14 protein-coding genes are annotated in these 16,289 nt (G+C 55.7%); 7 read left to right on the top strand and 7 right to left on the bottom strand.

Annotation, left to right across the window (positions count from 1 at the left end; genetic code table 11):
• Positions 1-10 precede the first annotated feature (10 nt).
• Genes arnD through arnB form a run of 4 tightly spaced genes read right to left on the bottom strand, consistent with a single transcriptional unit; the run spans position 11 to position 4,992 of the window.
• The gene (arnD, locus tag WH298_RS20625) at positions 11-895 is read right to left on the bottom strand and encodes a 4-deoxy-4-formamido-L-arabinose-phosphoundecaprenol deformylase (RefSeq protein WP_180823861.1); all 885 of its coding nucleotides are present in this window, start codon (positions 893-895) and stop codon (positions 11-13) included.
• A complete protein-coding gene (gene arnA / locus WH298_RS20630; protein WP_180823862.1) occupies positions 892-2,871 on the bottom strand; it encodes a bifunctional UDP-4-amino-4-deoxy-L-arabinose formyltransferase/UDP-glucuronic acid oxidase ArnA in 1,980 nt (659 codons plus the stop codon). The genes arnD and arnA overlap by 4 nt, the downstream gene beginning before the upstream one ends.
• Entirely contained in the window at positions 2,868-3,854 is a 987-nt protein-coding gene (gene arnC / locus WH298_RS20635) for an undecaprenyl-phosphate 4-deoxy-4-formamido-L-arabinose transferase (protein WP_180823863.1), read from the bottom strand. The genes arnA and arnC overlap by 4 nt, the downstream gene beginning before the upstream one ends.
• A 1-nt stretch (position 3,855) precedes the next feature.
• Positions 3,856-4,992 (bottom strand): UDP-4-amino-4-deoxy-L-arabinose aminotransferase, encoded by a 1,137-nt coding sequence (gene arnB, locus WH298_RS20640; RefSeq protein ID WP_180823864.1) that lies wholly within the window; start codon positions 4,990-4,992, stop codon positions 3,856-3,858.
• Positions 4,993-5,234: 242 nt separating this feature from the next.
• Between arnB and WH298_RS20645 the strand changes: the two genes are divergently transcribed.
• The 4 genes from WH298_RS20645 (at position 5,235) to WH298_RS20660 (ending at position 9,423) form a co-directional block, all read left to right on the top strand.
• Positions 5,235-5,444 (top strand): hypothetical protein, encoded by a 210-nt coding sequence (locus tag WH298_RS20645; RefSeq protein WP_007892990.1) that lies wholly within the window; start codon positions 5,235-5,237, stop codon positions 5,442-5,444.
• Between the two features lie 140 nt (positions 5,445-5,584).
• Complete coding sequence (locus tag WH298_RS20650) at positions 5,585-6,352, top strand: prepilin peptidase (protein ID WP_180823865.1); 768 nt, start codon at positions 5,585-5,587, stop codon at positions 6,350-6,352.
• Positions 6,353-6,558: 206 nt separating this feature from the next.
• A complete protein-coding gene (locus tag WH298_RS20655) occupies positions 6,559-7,944 on the top strand; it encodes a diaminobutyrate--2-oxoglutarate transaminase (protein WP_180823866.1) in 1,386 nt (461 codons plus the stop codon).
• Positions 7,945-7,956: 12 nt separating this feature from the next.
• Complete coding sequence (locus WH298_RS20660) at positions 7,957-9,423, top strand: pyridoxal phosphate-dependent decarboxylase family protein (RefSeq protein ID WP_007892993.1); 1,467 nt, start codon at positions 7,957-7,959, stop codon at positions 9,421-9,423.
• A 91-nt stretch (positions 9,424-9,514) separates the two neighbouring features.
• On the opposite strand, the gene WH298_RS20665 is transcribed toward WH298_RS20660, so the two are convergent.
• Positions 9,515-10,432, bottom strand: a complete 918-nt coding sequence (locus WH298_RS20665) for a LysR family transcriptional regulator (protein WP_180823867.1) — start codon at positions 10,430-10,432, stop codon at positions 9,515-9,517.
• 97 nt (positions 10,433-10,529) lie between these two features.
• Here WH298_RS20665 and WH298_RS20670 point away from each other — a divergent pair, with 97 nt between their 5' ends.
• Complete coding sequence (locus WH298_RS20670; protein WP_180823868.1) at positions 10,530-11,393, top strand: aldo/keto reductase family oxidoreductase; 864 nt, start codon at positions 10,530-10,532, stop codon at positions 11,391-11,393.
• A 103-nt stretch (positions 11,394-11,496) separates the two neighbouring features.
• Here WH298_RS20670 and pdxR read toward each other — a convergent pair whose 3' ends face one another.
• Positions 11,497-12,981: a MocR-like pyridoxine biosynthesis transcription factor PdxR gene (gene pdxR, locus WH298_RS20675; protein WP_180823869.1), complete on the bottom strand. Its 1,485-nt coding sequence runs from the start codon at positions 12,979-12,981 to the stop codon at positions 11,497-11,499.
• A 109-nt stretch (positions 12,982-13,090) separates the two neighbouring features.
• Here pdxR and gabT point away from each other — a divergent pair, with 109 nt between their 5' ends.
• Positions 13,091-14,353, top strand: coding sequence for a 4-aminobutyrate--2-oxoglutarate transaminase (gabT, locus tag WH298_RS20680; RefSeq protein ID WP_180823870.1), 1,263 nt, complete (start codon positions 13,091-13,093; stop codon positions 14,351-14,353).
• A 102-nt stretch (positions 14,354-14,455) separates the two neighbouring features.
• Entirely contained in the window at positions 14,456-15,850 is a 1,395-nt protein-coding gene (gene gabP / locus WH298_RS20685; protein WP_180823871.1) for a GABA permease, read from the top strand.
• 32 nt (positions 15,851-15,882) lie between these two features.
• On the opposite strand, the gene WH298_RS20690 is transcribed toward gabP, so the two are convergent.
• Entirely contained in the window at positions 15,883-16,209 is a 327-nt protein-coding gene (locus WH298_RS20690) for a hypothetical protein (RefSeq protein WP_007892999.1), read from the bottom strand.
• Positions 16,210-16,289: the final 80 nt, after the last annotated feature.

Raw genomic sequence — 16,289 nt, forward strand, 5'->3', positions numbered from 1 at the left:
CTGTTGAAAATTAACGTTGGCAGCCTAGCCAGCCTTCGCGTCCGGGAATATGTCCGCGCACGATGGAGCCCTGTGGCAGCGTAGTGAGATCATCGGGTAACAGCGCGCTCAGCGGACAAAAACAGATCTCCTGCTGCGCCGCACGTCGTAGCAGATCGCCGAACGCCTCAAGGCCAACAATGCCTTCCACTTCGGCATGAATGGTGTAAACCGGCGAGCCGCTCGCGGCATGAATTTGCTCAAGGATGTAGTCATTGAATCCTTCGGCGCTAACCGACTGGCCGACCACTTCATCCCATGTGGGTAACGTCACTGGAATCTGTACTGTGCCCGTGCTGCCATCACTGAGCATGGGCAAGAAGGGACCGCTGCCGCGGCAGTCGCTGTTATAACGAAAACCAAAGCGCTGTTTAGCGGCTACCACGCGGCCATCTGCCCGCCAGCCCGCCACCGCAGAGCAGGTGACATTGTCACTAATTATCGCCTCCAGCGCCTGTTTACCTCGGGCTATCTGCTCTTCCAGCTTATCTGGTGGCCAGACACCCGCCCAGGTTTGCCAGGCAAAGTGATCCCAGGCGTGCAACCCCACTTCATGGTGGTCGGCAGTGGCGCTGATAATCTCCTCCAGGCCGCGACCAATTTCACGTCCCGGCCAGGCGGTGCCGGCCAGCAAAATATCCCAGCCGTAGAGCGATGCTGCGCGTGAACGCAGCATTTTCCACAGAAAGCGCGGTTTCATTAGCCGCCACACGTGGCGTCCCATGTTGTCAGGTCCTACGCTGAAGAAAAAACTGGCCTGCAGCTGATGCAGACTGAATTGCTCCAGCAGAGCCGGCACGCCAAGTTGGGTGCCGCGCCAGGTATCCACATCAACGCGTAAACCGACTCTCTTCATGGCTTCTCCTGCAGCTCAACGGTGCGCAGGAAGAAGTCCAGCGTGTTATCGATGGTGGTGTCCATTTCGACCGTCGGCGTCCAGTCGATCAGGCGGCGCGCATTCTTGATCGACGGCTTGCGGTGTTCCACGTCCTGGTAACCCTTGCCGTAATAGCTGCTGCTTTCCACTTCGCGAAAGCCGGCAAACGGCGGGAAGTTGCTGCGCAGTGGATGACGCTCAAAGCTGGCCAGCAGCCGTTCAGCCAACTCTTTGATGCTGGCTTCATTTTCCGGATTACCGATATTCACGATTTGGCCATCGCAATTGTTGTGCTGGTTTTCGATGATGCGGAACAGCGCTTCAATGCCATCGCTGATATCGGTAAAACAGCGTTTTTGCGCGCCACCATCGATTAGCTTGATCGGCGAACCTTCCACCAGATTGAGAATCAACTGGGTAATGGCGCGGGAGCTGCCGATACGCGCGGCGTTGAGGTTATCCAGACGCGGCCCCATCCAGTTAAACGGACGGAACAGCGTGAAGCGTAATCCCTCTTTCTCGCCGTAGGCCCAAATCACCCGATCCAGCAGTTGCTTGGAGACCGAGTAGATCCAGCGCTGTTTATTGATCGGCCCCACCACCAGGTTGGAGTGATCCTCATCGAAATGCTGATCGGTGCACATGCCGTACACTTCGGACGTTGAAGGGAAAATAATGCGCTTTTTATACTTCACGCAGTCACGAATGATTTTGAGGTTCTCTTCAAAATCGAGTTCGAATACGCGCAGCGGATTACGGGTGTACTCAATCGGTGTCGCAATCGCCACCAGTGGCAGCACCACATCACACTTCTTGATGTGATACTCAATCCACTCCGAATGAATACTGATGTCGCCTTCAACAAAGTGGAAGCGCGGCTGCTCAAGGAAGCGGCTGATGGCATCAGAACCAATATCTAAACCGTAAACGTCGAAGTTATCATCCTGCAGCAAACGTTCGGTCAAATGGTTACCGATAAAGCCATTCACGCCGAGGATCAGCACACGCGTGCGGCGTTTCACCGCAGCCACCGGCTGGGAATAGAGCAACGCGCCCTTCACCATGCCGAGGCTCTGTGCCAGCTGGCTGCCATTCATATACACACCGTTGTCACTTTGACCGGTGATCACTTCCAGCGCCCCTTCACCACAGGCAATAATGAAGGGTTCGACGGATAGCACGGTGCCGGGTTTGGCGTGCTGCTCCGTGCTGTGCACGCGCCCTTTCCACACCACAAATTTCACCGTACCGGCGAACGCGAACGCGCCGGGCCAGGGATCGGTTACCGCACGCACCAGATTATTAATAGATTGAGCCGACTGCTCCCACTTGATGCGCCCATCATCTGGCGTACGGCGTCCCACCATCGTCGCCTGACTGTGATCCTGCGGCGTTGTCACGATATCGCCGTATTGCAACGCGGGCAGTGCGCTCTCCAGCAACTGCGTGGCGCAGGCCACCAGTTTGCGATGCAAGGTTAACGCATTGTCCTGTTCGTCGATGGCGACGCGCTGTTGCGCCACGATGTCGCCCGCATCGGCACGTTTCACCATGCGATGCAGCGTAACACCGGTTTCTTTTTCACCGTTCACCAGCACCCAGTTGAGCGGCGCACGGCCACGATATTTCGGCAACAGCGAGCCGTGCAGATTAAACGCCCCCACGCGGGCGCAATTGAGAATGTTGTCGCTCAGCAGCTTGCGATAATAGAAGGAGAAGATGAAATCCGGCGTCATCGATTTGATGCGATCGACCCACAGCGGGTGATCCGCATCTTCCGGCGCATACACCGCGATGCCATGTTCCGCAGCCAGCCGCGCCACCGAAGGAAAAGCGTGGCTCTCTGGCGAGGTGTCAGCGTGAGTGAAGATAGCGCTGATTTCATAACCTGCGTTCAACAACGCAGTAATGCCAGTGCAGCCCATTTCGGCGTAGGCGAAGACGATTGTTTTCATTGCTTAATTTCCTGTACTGAAGCGGTGTCTTGCTGTGGGTGAATAACACGTTGAATGAAGTAGCGCGGACGCGCGCGAACATCGTTGTAAATACGTCCAATGTATTCGCCCAGTAAGCCCATACCGATAAACTGCGCGCCGACAAAAATGAACAGCACGGCGAACAGCAGGAATACGCCGTCGCCAGACCAGGCGGCGCCGAGGAACAGGCGCAGCACGATCAACACTAGCGAGAAGGCGAAACCGGTTAAGGCGATTAAGCTGCCAACGATGCTTAACAAACGCAGTGGCGTGGTGGTCAGGCAGGTCACCAGGTCGTACATCAGGTTGATCAGCCGCATAAAGCTGTATTTGGAATCACCAAACTCACGCTCAGCGTGCGCAACGGGCAACTCGATAGTGCGTCGCGCGAAGGTGTTGGCGAGGATCGGGATAAAGGTGCTGCGCTCATGGCAGTTCAGCATCGCATCAACAATATGGCGGCGATAGGCGCGCAGCATGCAGCCGTAATCGCCCATCGCTTTGCCGGTGACGCGCTGAATAAGCTGGTTGATGGTGCGCGATGCACGGCGACGGAACCAGCTATCCTGACGGTTCTGCCGCACCGTGCCGACCACGTCATAACCCTGCAGCGCGGCATGCACCAGATGCGGGATCTCCTCCGGCGGGTTTTGCAGATCGGCATCCAGCGTAATGATCACATCGCCACTGACGTGGCTGAAACCGGCCATAATCGCCGAGTGTTGACCGTAATTACGATTTAGCAACACGCCGACCACGTGGCTGCCGGGCATATCCGCCGCATCGGCGATCATCTCGCCGGAGCGATCGCTGCTGCCGTCATCTACCAGCAAAATTTCATAATCGAGCCCCAATCCCGCGCAGGCCGCGTCGGTGCGACGCAGCAGTTCCGGCAGGCTCTCCTGCTCGTTATAGACTGGGATCACCACGGATACTTTACGAATCGCTTTCTCATCCAGCATGTCAAACTCCAGCAATCTGACGTAACGCGTTAACCACGCGAGCGACGTCCTCGTCGCGCATATCAGGGAACAACGGTATTGAGCAGATGCGATCGCTGTTCCATTCGGTATTCGGCAGCGATAGCTGCGGATAGCGCCCGCGGTAATATTTGTGCGTGTGGGCCGCGCGGAAATGCAGCCCGGTGCCGATATCCTGGGCTTTTAATGCTTCCATCAGCGCATCACGGCTGATGCCGCACTGCGCTTCATCGACGCGAATGATGAACAGGTGCCAGGCGTGCTGATGTGGCCAGCCAGGCTGCGCCAGCGGCATAAATGGCGTATCCGCCAACTCGGAAAGATAGCGCTGTGCGATGGCGGCACGGCGTTGGTTAATAGCGGGCAACTTCTTCAATTGAACCAGCGCAATAGCGGCGCTGATATCCGGCAGGTTGTATTTAAAGCCAGGCATGATCACTTCCGCCTGTGGTTTGCGCCCGTGCGTATGTCGGTCGTAGGCATCCACGCCTAAGCCGTGGAACTTCAGGCTGCGCATCCGATCGGCCAATGCCGCATCATCCGTCACAATTAAGCCACCTTCGGCGCAGGTCATATTTTTAATGGCGTGGAACGAGAAGATGGCGGTGCCCTGATGACCGACGTGCTGCCCCTGGTAGTAACAACCCGCCGCGTGGGCTGCATCTTCAATGACCGCGATACCGTGCCGCGCGCCAATGGCACGAATGGCGTCCATATCGGCCGGCGCACCGGCGTAATGCACCGGAATAATGGCGCGAGTTCGCGGGGTGATGGCCGCTTCGATCTGCTCCGGCGTTACCATTAAGGTGTCTCGATCGATATCTATCATCACCGGTGTGGCACCCAGCAGCGTGATGATATTGAGCGTGGAGACCCAGGTCAGTGAAGGCGTAATCACTTCATCGCCGGGCTGAATGGCCAGCGCCAGCAGCGCAACGTGCATGCCGGCGGTCGCGGAGCTGACGGCAATCGCATGTTGATTGCCGGTCAGCTGGCAAAAGGCCTGTTCCAGTTCTGCGTTTTTCGGTCCGGTGGTAATCCAACCTGATTCAAATACCGCTTTGACCGCTGCTAACTCTTCTTCGCCAAGGGAAGGGCGTGAAAAGGGTAAAAAATTCATAGCATTACCTTGGATTTAAGTGTTTTTTACGACCATGCAATCCAAAATACGCCGGTAAACTTAACGCAACATTAAATGGGTCAGGTGCTCAATGGCCTTTTTCTGACACGTTGAAGGTTGGTAGAGGAAAAGTCGCATTTGCTCATTATTGAGCATGAACCAGCACTGTTCTTAAGGTTATCCTAAGGTTTTAACCCTATACTGAGTCAGGTTATGTCTTATAACGACTGGAGGAGATGGCGATGAGTAACGCGACAGACAGACTTTCTCAGGCTGCACTGCGCCGCCACCATATTGGCGTTAAGACCAAAGGGTTACGTTATCGCGGCGATCTCTATGTGTTTCGCTTTAATGCCGATCACTATGATGTGTTTCTCAATAACGACCGCATCATGTCGCTTGCCACCAGTAATGTGCAGGAAGCCATTCAGCTGTTTAAACAGCAGTCTTAAAGATTTTGAACGAGCTGATTCTCGAGCCCGCTCTGCAATTCTGATGTAAGCCGCTGCAACCTCCCTTTTCCTCTCGCACTACTGCTCGCTACGGCGTAACGTCTCGGCACCAATGAGCTGGGTGGTGCGGAGTAGCGGCAATGGAATGGGAATATGGGTTAATTGGCAGTTTGCTGGGGTTGTCGGTTGGCAGCTTTCTCAATGTGGTGATCTATCGTTTGCCGCGGCAATTGCTGCAACCGGGCTTAGCGCTCAGTTTGTTCTACCCACCTTCTCATTGTCCAAATTGTGCTACCCCCTTGCGCTGGCGCGACAATATTCCGCTGCTGAGCTGGCTGCTGCTGTGCGGAAAATGTCGGTATTGCCGTGGCGAAATTAGCGGGCGTTATCCACAGGTCGAGTTGTTAACGGCACTTTTAACGCTGCTGTTTATCTGGCTTTTACCTTTCACTCTGCACTTGCTGACCGCGTTGCTATTGCTGTGGGCGCTAATAGTCCTCGCCTTGATCGACCTCGAACATTTGCTGTTGCCCGATGTGATTACGCTGCCTTTACTTTGGGCCGGTCTGCTGTTTAAAACCCTCGGCTGGCTGCCAGGTTCGTTACACGAAGCCGTATTAGGTGCCATCGCCGGATACGCCGTTTTATGGCTCTTAGCCGCCGTATATCAACAAATTAGAGGCATTGACGCGCTAGGAATGGGTGATGCAAAACTGCTGGCAGCGATGGGCGCCTGGCTAGGCTGGCCACTTTTACCCTCCGTGCTGTTATTCGCTTCGGCTGGCGCTATTTTATGTGTTTTGATTGCCAGAATGGCCTGGCGGCGCGAGCTCAATCACGCTATCGCCTTTGGTCCATGGATCGCCTTAGCGGCTATAAGTCACTTTATTCATTCGATTATTTTTTAACCACCCCATTGGCGGTGCGAAATTAAGCGGCCAATTTCTGGCCAACGCCCTGATTCATATATGGAAAGAGTAAACAAATCTAAACAAAATTAATCATTGTGATGTAGGTCAAAAGGCTCTATATTGGCCGCGTTTTTTCACAGCTGTTACTTTTTTGTTCAATTAGTCAATTGGCGAGCCATACGAGCCCCGGTTGAAGGAGAGATATGATGACGGATAAAGTCCGTATTGATAGTTTTGGTGCCAATGCATTCAACGGAAACAACGACGCATTCTTAGCCCGTCAGGCTGAGTTTGAATCTAACGTTAGGAGTTACCCGCGCAAATTGCCTTTAGCGATCGCTAAAGCCCATGGCGTGTGGATCACAGATGTTGAGAATAAACAATATCTTGACTGTCTGGCTGGCGCAGGGACGCTGGCACTGGGTCATAACCATCCTGATGTTCTTCAGAGCATACAAAATGTCATTACCAGCGGCTTGCCGTTACATACTCTTGATCTGACTACGCCTCTTAAAGATCAGTTCTCTGAATCTCTGCTCTCGCTGCTGCCTGGCCAGGGTAAGGATTATTGCCTGCAGTTCACCGGTCCTTCCGGTGCCGATGCCGTTGAAGCCGCGCTGAAACTGGCGAAGAAAGCCACCGGCCGTAGCGGTGTGATCAGCTTCTCTGGCGGCTACCACGGTATGACGCACGGCGCGCTGTCCGTCACCGGTAACCTGGCGCCTAAAGAGGCGGTTGATGGCATGATGCCAGAAGTCCAGTTCATGCCTTACCCGCACCAGTATCGCTGCCCGCTCGGCATCGGTGGTGAAGCCGGCGTTAAAGCGCTGACTTACTACTTCGATAACCTGATCAACGACGTGGAAAGCGGCGTGCGCAAGCCTGCGGCAGTTATCCTTGAAGCCGTTCAGGGCGAAGGCGGCGTGAACCCAGCGCCAGCTGAGTGGCTGCAACGTATCCGTAAAGTGACTCAGGAACACGGCATTCTGCTGATTCTTGACGAAATTCAGGCTGGCTTTGCCCGTACCGGTAAATTCTTCGCCTTCGAACACGCGGGTATCGAACCAGACATCATTGTGATGTCTAAAGCGGTCGGCGGCGGTCTGCCACTGGCGGTGCTGGGCATCAAAAAGCAGTTCGACGTTTGGTCTCCAGGTCACCACACCGGCACCTTCCGTGGTAACCAGCTGGCGATGGCCACCGGCCTGACCACGCTGAAAATCCTGAAAGAGCAGGATATCGCGGGCAAAGTTGCGGCGCAGGGCGAATGGCTGAAAGCGCAGTTGACCGCTATGCAGAAGCGCTTCCCGGTGATTGGTCACGTTCGCGGTCTCGGCATGATGATCGGTATTGAGATCGTTAAACCGAACGAAGCGGCAGACCACATGGGCAGCTTCCCGGCAGACGGCGAACTCTCTGCGCTGCTGCAGAAGAAGTGCTTCGAAGCAGGTCTGATTCTGGAGCGCGGTGGCCGTCATGGCGCAGTGTTGCGTCTGCTGCCTTCACTGCTGATCACCAACGATGAGCTGGCGATTTTCCTGGATAAATTTGAGCAGGCGCTGATTGGCGCTGGCGTCAAACCTGTTTGATTGGAAGAGTAAATGTCTGAAGTAAACCCGATTCTGGCCGCCTCTGCATCGAGCATTGAGGCTTACCAGCAGGCGATTGCCCAAAGCAGCGCCGCGGTTGTGCAGTGGCTGCAACAGCCTGAGATGTATCAAGGCAAAACGGTTGCCGAACTGCGCGAGCGTATCACGCTCGACTTCAATCCAAACGGCCTGGGTAACCAGGCCGCGATTGAACGCGCGATTGAATATTTCCTGAAAGATAGCCTTTCAGTGCATCACCCACAGTGTGTGGCGCACCTGCACTGCCCTAGCCTGGTGGTAAGCCAGGCGGCTGAAGTGCTGATTAACGCCACCAATCAGAGTATGGATTCGTGGGATCAGAGCCCTTCTGCCACCATCATAGAGATCAAACTGATCGAGTGGTTGCGTGCACAGGTTGGTTATCCGGCTGGCGATGCGGGTGTCTTCACCAGCGGCGGCACACAGAGCAATCTGATGGGCCTGATGCTGGCGCGTGATGCGTTCTATCAGCGTCAGGGGCACTCGGTGCAACAGCACGGCATTACTGGCGATCTGCGTAAGATCAAAGTGCTGTGCTCGGAAAATGCGCACTTCTCCGTACAGAAGAACATGGCATTGCTCGGCCACGGCTATCAGTCTGTGGTGCAGGTGAAGTCCGATCAGTTTGCCCGTATGGATGTGTTAGACCTGAAAGCTAAACTGGCTCAGGCCGACGCTAACGGCGAACAGATCCTGGCTATCGTCGCAACCGCCGGTACCACCGATGCAGGTGCTATCGATCCGCTGCGTGAAATTGCCGGTATCGCTGCTGAACACAATATCTGGGTACACGTTGATGCAGCCTGGGGCGGCGCACTGCTGCTGTCCGAGAAGTATCGTGACTATCTTGACGGCCTGGAACTGGTGGATTCTGTCACGCTGGACTTCCACAAACAGTATTTCCAGACCATCAGCTGCGGTGCCTTCCTGTTGAAAGATGAGCGTCACTACGAGCTGATGCGCTATCAAGCGGCTTACCTGAACTCTGAGTTTGACGAAGAGGCTGGCGTACCGAATCTGGTATCCAAATCACTGCAGACCACGCGTCGTTTCGATGCGCTGAAACTGTGGATGGGCCTGGAAGCGCTGGGTCAGAAACAGTATGCCGCGATCATTGATCACGGTGTTACCCTGGCACAGGAAGTGGCGAAGTTTGTCACCTCTGAACCGCGTCTGGAGCTGGTGATGCAGCCACAGTTGGCTAGCGTACTGTTCCGCTACCGTCCTGAGCAACTGACTGATACCGCGCAGATTGCGCTGTTCAACCAGCGCATCGGCGATGCGCTACTGGATTCAGGCCGTGCCAACGTCGGCGTGACCGAGAACCAGGGCGTAACTTGCCTGAAGTTGACGTTGCTGAATCCAACCGTGACGCTCGAGGATGTTAAAGTCCTGCTGGCGCTGGTTGAAAAAACGGCAAATCAGCTGCTGAACGCGTAATAACCTGTGATGCGAAAAGCCGATAACTGGCAACGGTTATCGGCTTTTTTATTGGCCTTTAGCCGTGGTCGTCGCGGCTATTGTTTGCTGATTAATCTACAGACGTCTGAGCATTAAGCTCGCGCACATAATCAAGAAATGCTTGCAGCGGCGCGGGGATTAGGCGACGCCCGTTGTAGTAGAGCCATAAGCCGGAAAAGCTTTGCCACCATTGCGGCAAAATCGGCTGCAGGCTGCCATCGTTGAGCGCCGGTTTGATCCAATCTTCAAACAGATACACTACGCCGCAACCGGCAATCGCCGCTTCCACCGTCAAATCCATTGCTGCGCCAATGCTACAAATGAGCGGCCCCTGCGGCTGCAGGCGGACGGTTTCCTCGCCGTAGGTAAATTCCCACTCGGCCACCACGCCCGTCGCATAGCGCCCGTACAAACAGCGATGCTGCATCAGTTCGCGCGGATGCTGCGGCGTACCAAACTGCGCCAGATAGCCGGGCGATGCCGCCGCGGCGAAACGCTGGGTGCGAGGTCCAATCGGCAGCGCCACCATATCCTGCTCCAGATGATCGTCGTAACGAATCCCTGCATCGCAGCTCTCGCGGAACACATCCTGCACGTTACTTTCTGCTACCACTTCCAGCTGGATATCCGGATAGCGCTGCAGAAAGCCCGGCACAATCGCCGGTAACACGATGCGTGCCGCGCTCACCGGTACGTTCAGACGTAAAGTGCCGCCCGGCGTATCGCGGAAATTATTTAGCGCATCCAGTGCGGCATCCTCTTCATTCATTGCGGGCAGTAAGCGCGACATCAGCGCCCTGCCGGCTTCGGTTAACGCTACCGTTCGCGTGGTGCGATTGAACAACCGTACGCCGAGCTGCTCTTCAGCGCGCCGTACCGCATCACTCAAGCGCGACGGGTTACTGCCGGTCATCCGTGCCGCTTCACGAAATCCACCTGCTTTTGCTACTGCTACGACTGCGTGAAGCAGTGCGATATCCAGCGCCATTGTCCGTCACTCCGTACACTGTGTCCCGATTTGCACGGATAGTTGCACAGCGACAGGGCGATTACAATCTCTCTACACACTGACCAAGGAGCTTTCCATGTCTCATCCCGCAATGACTTATACACTTGGCGATCGCCAGGTTGCACGACTCGGTTACGGTGCCATGCAGTTGGCTGGCCCCGGCGTATTTGGTCCGCCGAAAGATGAAGCACGCGCTTTACAGGTGCTGCGCGATGCTATCGCCGCTGGCGTCAATCACATCGACACCAGTGACTTTTATGGCCCGCACATAACCAATCAGCTGATTAAAAAAGCGTTGCACCCTTACGCTGACGATCTGGTGATCGTCACCAAAGTGGGCGCGCGTCGCGATGATAAAGGCGGCTGGCTGCCGGCATTTACGCCGGAAGCGCTGACGCAGGCGGTGGAAGATAACCTGCGTAATCTCGGACTTGAGGTAATGGACGTGGTGAATCTGCGTTCGATGCTGGACGTGTATGGACCAAAAGAAGGTTCGCTGGAGCCGCAGGTTGAGGCAATGATCAAGCTGAAAGAGCGCGGTTTGATTCGTCATATCGGGCTCAGCAACGTTACCGCCAAACAAGTAGCCGATGCCCAGGCGATGACGCCGATTGCCTGCGTGCAGAACCTCTACAATCTGGCCAATCGCCAGGATGAAGCGCTAATCGATCAGCTGGCAGCACAAGGAATTGCTTACGTGCCGTTCTTCCCGCTGGGCGGTTTTTCACCGCTGCAGTCGGATCGGCTAACCGAAGTGGCGAACGAGTTGAACGTTACGCCGTTACAAGTCGCGCTGGCGTGGCTGCTGCAACGTTCACCGAACATTCTGCTGATTCCCGGCACCTCATCGCCAGAGCATTTGAAGCAGAATCTAGCGAGTCGTGAAGTGACGCTGTCTCAAGAAGTGGTTGAGCGTTTGGACAGCATCGGAAAGGCATAAAGCACCTATCGTAGCGGCGCAATTTATTGCGCGATTTCTGGATGAGCAACGTGCCGCCATTAAAACGCGCGATAAATCGCGCCGCTACAGTGTGTGTCATCGTCTAAACGATTCCTGCGTCTACCAGACAACCTTTAAGCACACCAAATGCATCCTGGCACTGCCGTTCGTCGACACAGGCAAATCCCAGCAGCAAGCCGCGCCGGTCCTGCGGATGCATATAGTATTGCGACAGCGGACGCACCTTTACGCCACGCCGCAGCGCCAGCGCGGCCACCGCCACATCGTCGCAACCCGCCGGTAAATTCATCACCAGATGCAAACCCGCTTCATGATTCACCAGCGGTAAAAACGCCGCACCGAGATAGCGTTCAATCAGGCCGATCATAAATCGTCGGCGCTGGCTGTAGAGCTTACGCATGCGGCGGATGTGCGCCACGTAATGCCCTTTCTGGATGAACTCGGCCAACGCACGCTGCACCAACAGATGACCGCCGCGATAGAGTTCCGCTGCCGCCACGCGCAGCGGTTGTGCCAGCGCTTTCGGTACCACCAGATAACCTAATCGCAGTGCCGGATAGAGCGTTTTGCTGAAGGTGCCCATGTAAATCACCGGTGCATCCGGTTCAAACCCTTGCAGTGATGGGAACGGCTGGCCGGAGAAACGAAACTCACTGTCGTAATCATCTTCAACCAGCCAGCTTTTGTGTTTGCGCGCCAAATCCAGCAGCTGCTTACGGCGCTCAAGGCTAAGATGCACGCCAAGCGGATATTGATGTGACGGTGTAACGAAAATCATCTTGGGTGCCCGACTGCGCGAGGGTAATTCCGGGATCAAGCCCTGCTCATCTACTGAAATGGCATTAATTTTCAGTCCATTAATGCGCAGCAAATTTCGCGTTCCCCAATAGCCGGGCTCCTCAATCCACACCTGATCGCCGGGATCGCATAGTACGCGCGACACGAGATCCACGGCCTGATGAATACCTTCAGTAATGATGATTTGATCGGCATCGGCACGCACCGAACGCGCCACGCTAAGGTACTCCGCCAATGCCTGGCGTAAATGCGGACAGCCGCCGTTGCTGCTGTAGATCAGCCGCTCAATATCCGGTTCACGGTTCAGGCGCGCCTGAATTTGGCTGAAAAGTTTATGCGGAAACTGCGTGACATCGGGCGCACCCGGAACGAATGCTCCCCACTGATACGGCGACGCATTGGCATGGCCGAGCAAAGAGGCACCGCGTTTAGAAATTGCCGCCGGTTTGTTGGTTAATGGCGCCATGGCCGCGTCATTGCGCGGCGTGTTCAGCGAGCCTTCCGGCAGGTTTTCTGCAATCCAGGTGCCGCTGCCGGTGCGCGCCGTGACGTAGCCCTGCGCCATCAAATTCTCATACACGTTCAACACGGTGTTGCGTGACACCGACAGTTCACGCGCTAAATCGCGGGTGGCAGGTAATCGCGTGGCGCGCGGAAATATCCCTTCAGCGATAGCGATTTGCATGCAAGCTAGCAAACGCTGCTGCAACGTCCCTTCCGGCATAAACTGCATGCGCTCTAATACATGATCGGCGTACAAACTTCGCAATTGGCTCCCCTCTTTTCTCTAAAAGTGGCTCTGGCATCATAACGCAGCCCGGGCATAAATAAGCGTGTTTGTCGTGATTTGTAAAGACGCGTATCGCTAAGGAAAGGTTATGGAAGGTAAAAACAGCCAGTTGCAACAACGCAAAGATGACGCCCTGCCACGCGGCACCGGTAATCTTTGTCAGTGGTATGTAGAACACGCCGAAAACGCGACGCTGCGCGACGGTGAAGGCAATAGCTGGATCGATTTCGCCGGCGGCATTGCGGTGCTGAATACCGGTCACCGCCATCCACGCATCGTGCAGGCGATTGCCGAACAGTTAGAGAAATTTACCCATACGGCGTTCCAGGTCACGCCGTATGAGAGCTATGTGGCGCTGGCCGAACGCCTTAACCGCGTGGTGCCCATTGCGGGGAAAGCCAAAACCGCCTTCTTCTCCACCGGCGCCGAAGCGGTCGAAAATGCGGTGAAAGTGGCGCGTGCAGCCACGCGTCGCCACGGCATCATCACTTTCGGTAATTCATTCCACGGGCGCACTTTTATGACCATGGCGATGACCGGCAAAGTGGCACCTTACAAACGCGATTTTGGCCCGATGCCTGCTTCGGTATGGCACGCACGCTATCCCAACAGCGTCACCGGCATCAGCGTGGAGGATGCGCTGACCAGCCTGCAGGATATCTTCACTCAGGACATCGCACCGCAGGATGTTGCCGCCATCGTGCTCGAGCCGATTCAGGGTGAAGGCGGATTCCACGTCGCCCCGCCTGAGTTCTTCAACCACCTGCGCACATTGGCCGATGAACACGGCATTCTGCTGATTGCCGATGAAGTGCAATCCGGATTTGCCCGCACCGGTAAGCTGTTCGCCATGGAACACTATGCGGTGAAAGCGGATCTGATCACGATGGCGAAAAGTCTCGCGGGCGGGATGCCGCTCTCAGCGGTAAGCGGTCGCGCCGAGATTATGGATGCGCCGGGTCCCGGTGGTCTCGGCGGCACCTACGCCGGCAACCCGCTAGCCATTGCCTCAGCGCACGCGGTGCTCGACGTGATTGCCGATGAGAAGCTGTGTGAGCGTTCTCAACAACTCGGCGCACAGCTGACTGATTTCCTGCACGGCATACGTAGCCAGTGCGCGGCGATCACCGATATTCGTGGTCTTGGCTCGATGATTGCGGTGGAGTTCGCCTCAGCGCAAACCGCACAGACTATTCAGCAACAGGCGATGGCGCAGGGGCTGCTGCTGCTGACCTGCGGCCCGCAGGGCAATGTCATCCGCTTCCTCTATCCGCTCACCATCCCTGATGCGCAATTCAGCCAGGCGCTGGAGATTCTCGGCAGCGTGCTGAGTCAGCATTTCGATTCTTAGGCTTTTGCCACTCTTCCCGGCCCGCGCTGCGGGCTGGGCTTCTCACCTGTTGTAACCTGGTGGCGACTGCTGCTGCCTGAGAGACGCTTTGGAGAAATATTGATGAGTTCAAAGAATGCCGATGTTTTGGCGCAAGGCCTGAAGCCACGCCACGTGCGGATGTTATCGATTGGTGGCGTTATCGGCGCCGGACTGTTTGTCGGTTCGGGTCATGCCATCGCTGAGGCCGGTCCCGCCGTGCTGCTGGCCTACCTTGCCGCCGGTGCGCTGGTCGTGCTGATTATGCGTATGCTGGCGGAGATGGCGGTAGCCTCACCGGATTCCGGCTCCTTCTCCACTTACGCCGACAAATCGCTGGGGCGTTGGGCCGGTTTTACCATCGGCTGGCTCTACTGGTGGTTTTGGGTGCTGGTAATTCCGCTGGAGGCCAACGCGGCAGGCACCATTCTGCATTCGTGGTTTCCACAGGTTGCGGTATGGGAATACACGCTGGCGATCACCACGTTTCTCACCATCAGCAACCTGTTCAGCGTCAAAAATTATGGCGAGTTCGAGTTTTGGTTTGCCCTGCTGAAAGTCGTGGCGATTGTCGCTTTCCTCTGCGCGGGAAGCCTGGCGGTATTCGGTTTAATGCCCGGCAGCAGCACGCAAGGCATTTCGCATCTGTATGATACGCATGGCTTTATGCCAAACGGCATCAGCGCGGTATTGGCGGCAATTCTCACCACGATGTTCTCGTTTATGGGCACGGAGATCGTCACCATTGCCGCAGCGGAATCGCGCGAGCCGAAGAAGCAGATTACTCAGGCAACCAACTCGGTGATCTGGCGTATTGCGCTGTTCTATTTGCTGTCGATTTTCATTGTGGTAGCGCTGGTGCCGTGGAACACGCCATCACTGATGAAAGCCGGTTCTTACCAGACGGCGATGCAAATGATGAACGTGCCTTACGCCAAACAGATCGTTGATGTGGTGGTGTTGATTGCGGTGTGTAGCTGTCTCAATTCGGCGCTGTATACCGCGTCGCGCATGATCTACTCGCTGTCACGCCGTCAGGATGCACCCGCCATGGCGTCACGTACCACGCGCAGCGGCACGCCGTGGGTGGCGGTGCTGCTTTCCACGGCAGCGGCCTTCCTTGCGGTGATCGCTAACTATCTGGCGCCCAGTGCGGTGTTTGAATTCCTGCTGGCCAGTTCCGGTGCCATCGCTTTGCTGGTGTATCTGGTGATCGCCGCCTCGCATCTGGTGCTGCGCAAAAAGCGCGAAGCGCGCGGCGAAATGCTCAGCTATCGCATGTGGTTGTTCCCTGGCCTGACGTGGGCGACGATGGTATTCATCGTCGGCGTGTTGATTGCCATGCTGTTTAATCAGCAACATCGACCAGAGATTATTGCTACCGGCCTGCTCACGCTGGCGGTGGTGGCCGCCAGTCGCATCGTGCAGCGCAAACGCGTAGCGCGTAAAAGTGAGGAGATGGTGGCGTTGCGCTCATAAGCGCTGAATTCCGGGCAAGGATGCCGTGGAACTTAATCGTACTGCACGTCGATACTGATCGACTCTTCCAGCACATTAAGGTTAATGGCGCATTTTCGCCACACCGGCAAGCCGTTGGTCATGTTGTTATCAATGAAGTACTGCTGAAAGTCTTTCAGCGCTAACGAAAGATCGCCAATCGCCCGCGCATCCGGTTCAAACCAATCCGGCTCACCGTTTTCATCGATGTAATCGAATTGAAATTGCCCGCCATCATCGTCCGCAAACAGTTCGGCCTGGACGATCAATTCCCGCGCACCTTGTGGGCCACAGCTAAAGATGATCTGGCCGATACGGCGATAAAGGTCTTCGTATTGCATAGGTCTTGAGTTCCTCGAATTAATTAGCTGCGCGCAATAAATTGCGCCGCTACAACGTCATTGCACCTATCTGTAGCGGC

The sequence above is a fragment of the Pantoea nemavictus genome (assembly GCF_037479095.1).
Taxonomy (GTDB): Bacteria; Pseudomonadota; Gammaproteobacteria; order Enterobacterales; family Enterobacteriaceae; genus Pantoea; species Pantoea nemavictus.

Bases quoted from the DNA above. Each gene is read 5' to 3' on its own strand.
- arnD (WP_180823861.1), bottom strand. From the start codon at position 895: ATGAAGAGAGTCGGTTTACGCGTTGATGTGGATACCTGGCGCGGCACC.
- arnA (WP_180823862.1), bottom strand. From the start codon at position 2,871: ATGAAAACAATCGTCTTCGCCTACGCCGAAATGGGCTGCACTGGCATT.
- arnC (WP_180823863.1), bottom strand. From the start codon at position 3,854: ATGCTGGATGAGAAAGCGATTCGTAAAGTATCCGTGGTGATCCCAGTC.
- arnB (WP_180823864.1), bottom strand. From the start codon at position 4,992: ATGAATTTTTTACCCTTTTCACGCCCTTCCCTTGGCGAAGAAGAGTTA.
- WH298_RS20645 (WP_007892990.1), top strand. From the start codon at position 5,235: ATGAGTAACGCGACAGACAGACTTTCTCAGGCTGCACTGCGCCGCCAC.
- WH298_RS20650 (WP_180823865.1), top strand. From the start codon at position 5,585: ATGGAATGGGAATATGGGTTAATTGGCAGTTTGCTGGGGTTGTCGGTT.
- WH298_RS20655 (WP_180823866.1), top strand. From the start codon at position 6,559: ATGATGACGGATAAAGTCCGTATTGATAGTTTTGGTGCCAATGCATTC.
- WH298_RS20660 (WP_007892993.1), top strand. From the start codon at position 7,957: ATGTCTGAAGTAAACCCGATTCTGGCCGCCTCTGCATCGAGCATTGAG.
- WH298_RS20665 (WP_180823867.1), bottom strand. From the start codon at position 10,432: ATGGCGCTGGATATCGCACTGCTTCACGCAGTCGTAGCAGTAGCAAAA.
- WH298_RS20670 (WP_180823868.1), top strand. From the start codon at position 10,530: ATGTCTCATCCCGCAATGACTTATACACTTGGCGATCGCCAGGTTGCA.
- gabT (WP_180823870.1), top strand. From the start codon at position 13,091: ATGGAAGGTAAAAACAGCCAGTTGCAACAACGCAAAGATGACGCCCTG.
- gabP (WP_180823871.1), top strand. From the start codon at position 14,456: ATGAGTTCAAAGAATGCCGATGTTTTGGCGCAAGGCCTGAAGCCACGC.
- WH298_RS20690 (WP_007892999.1), bottom strand. From the start codon at position 16,209: ATGCAATACGAAGACCTTTATCGCCGTATCGGCCAGATCATCTTTAGC.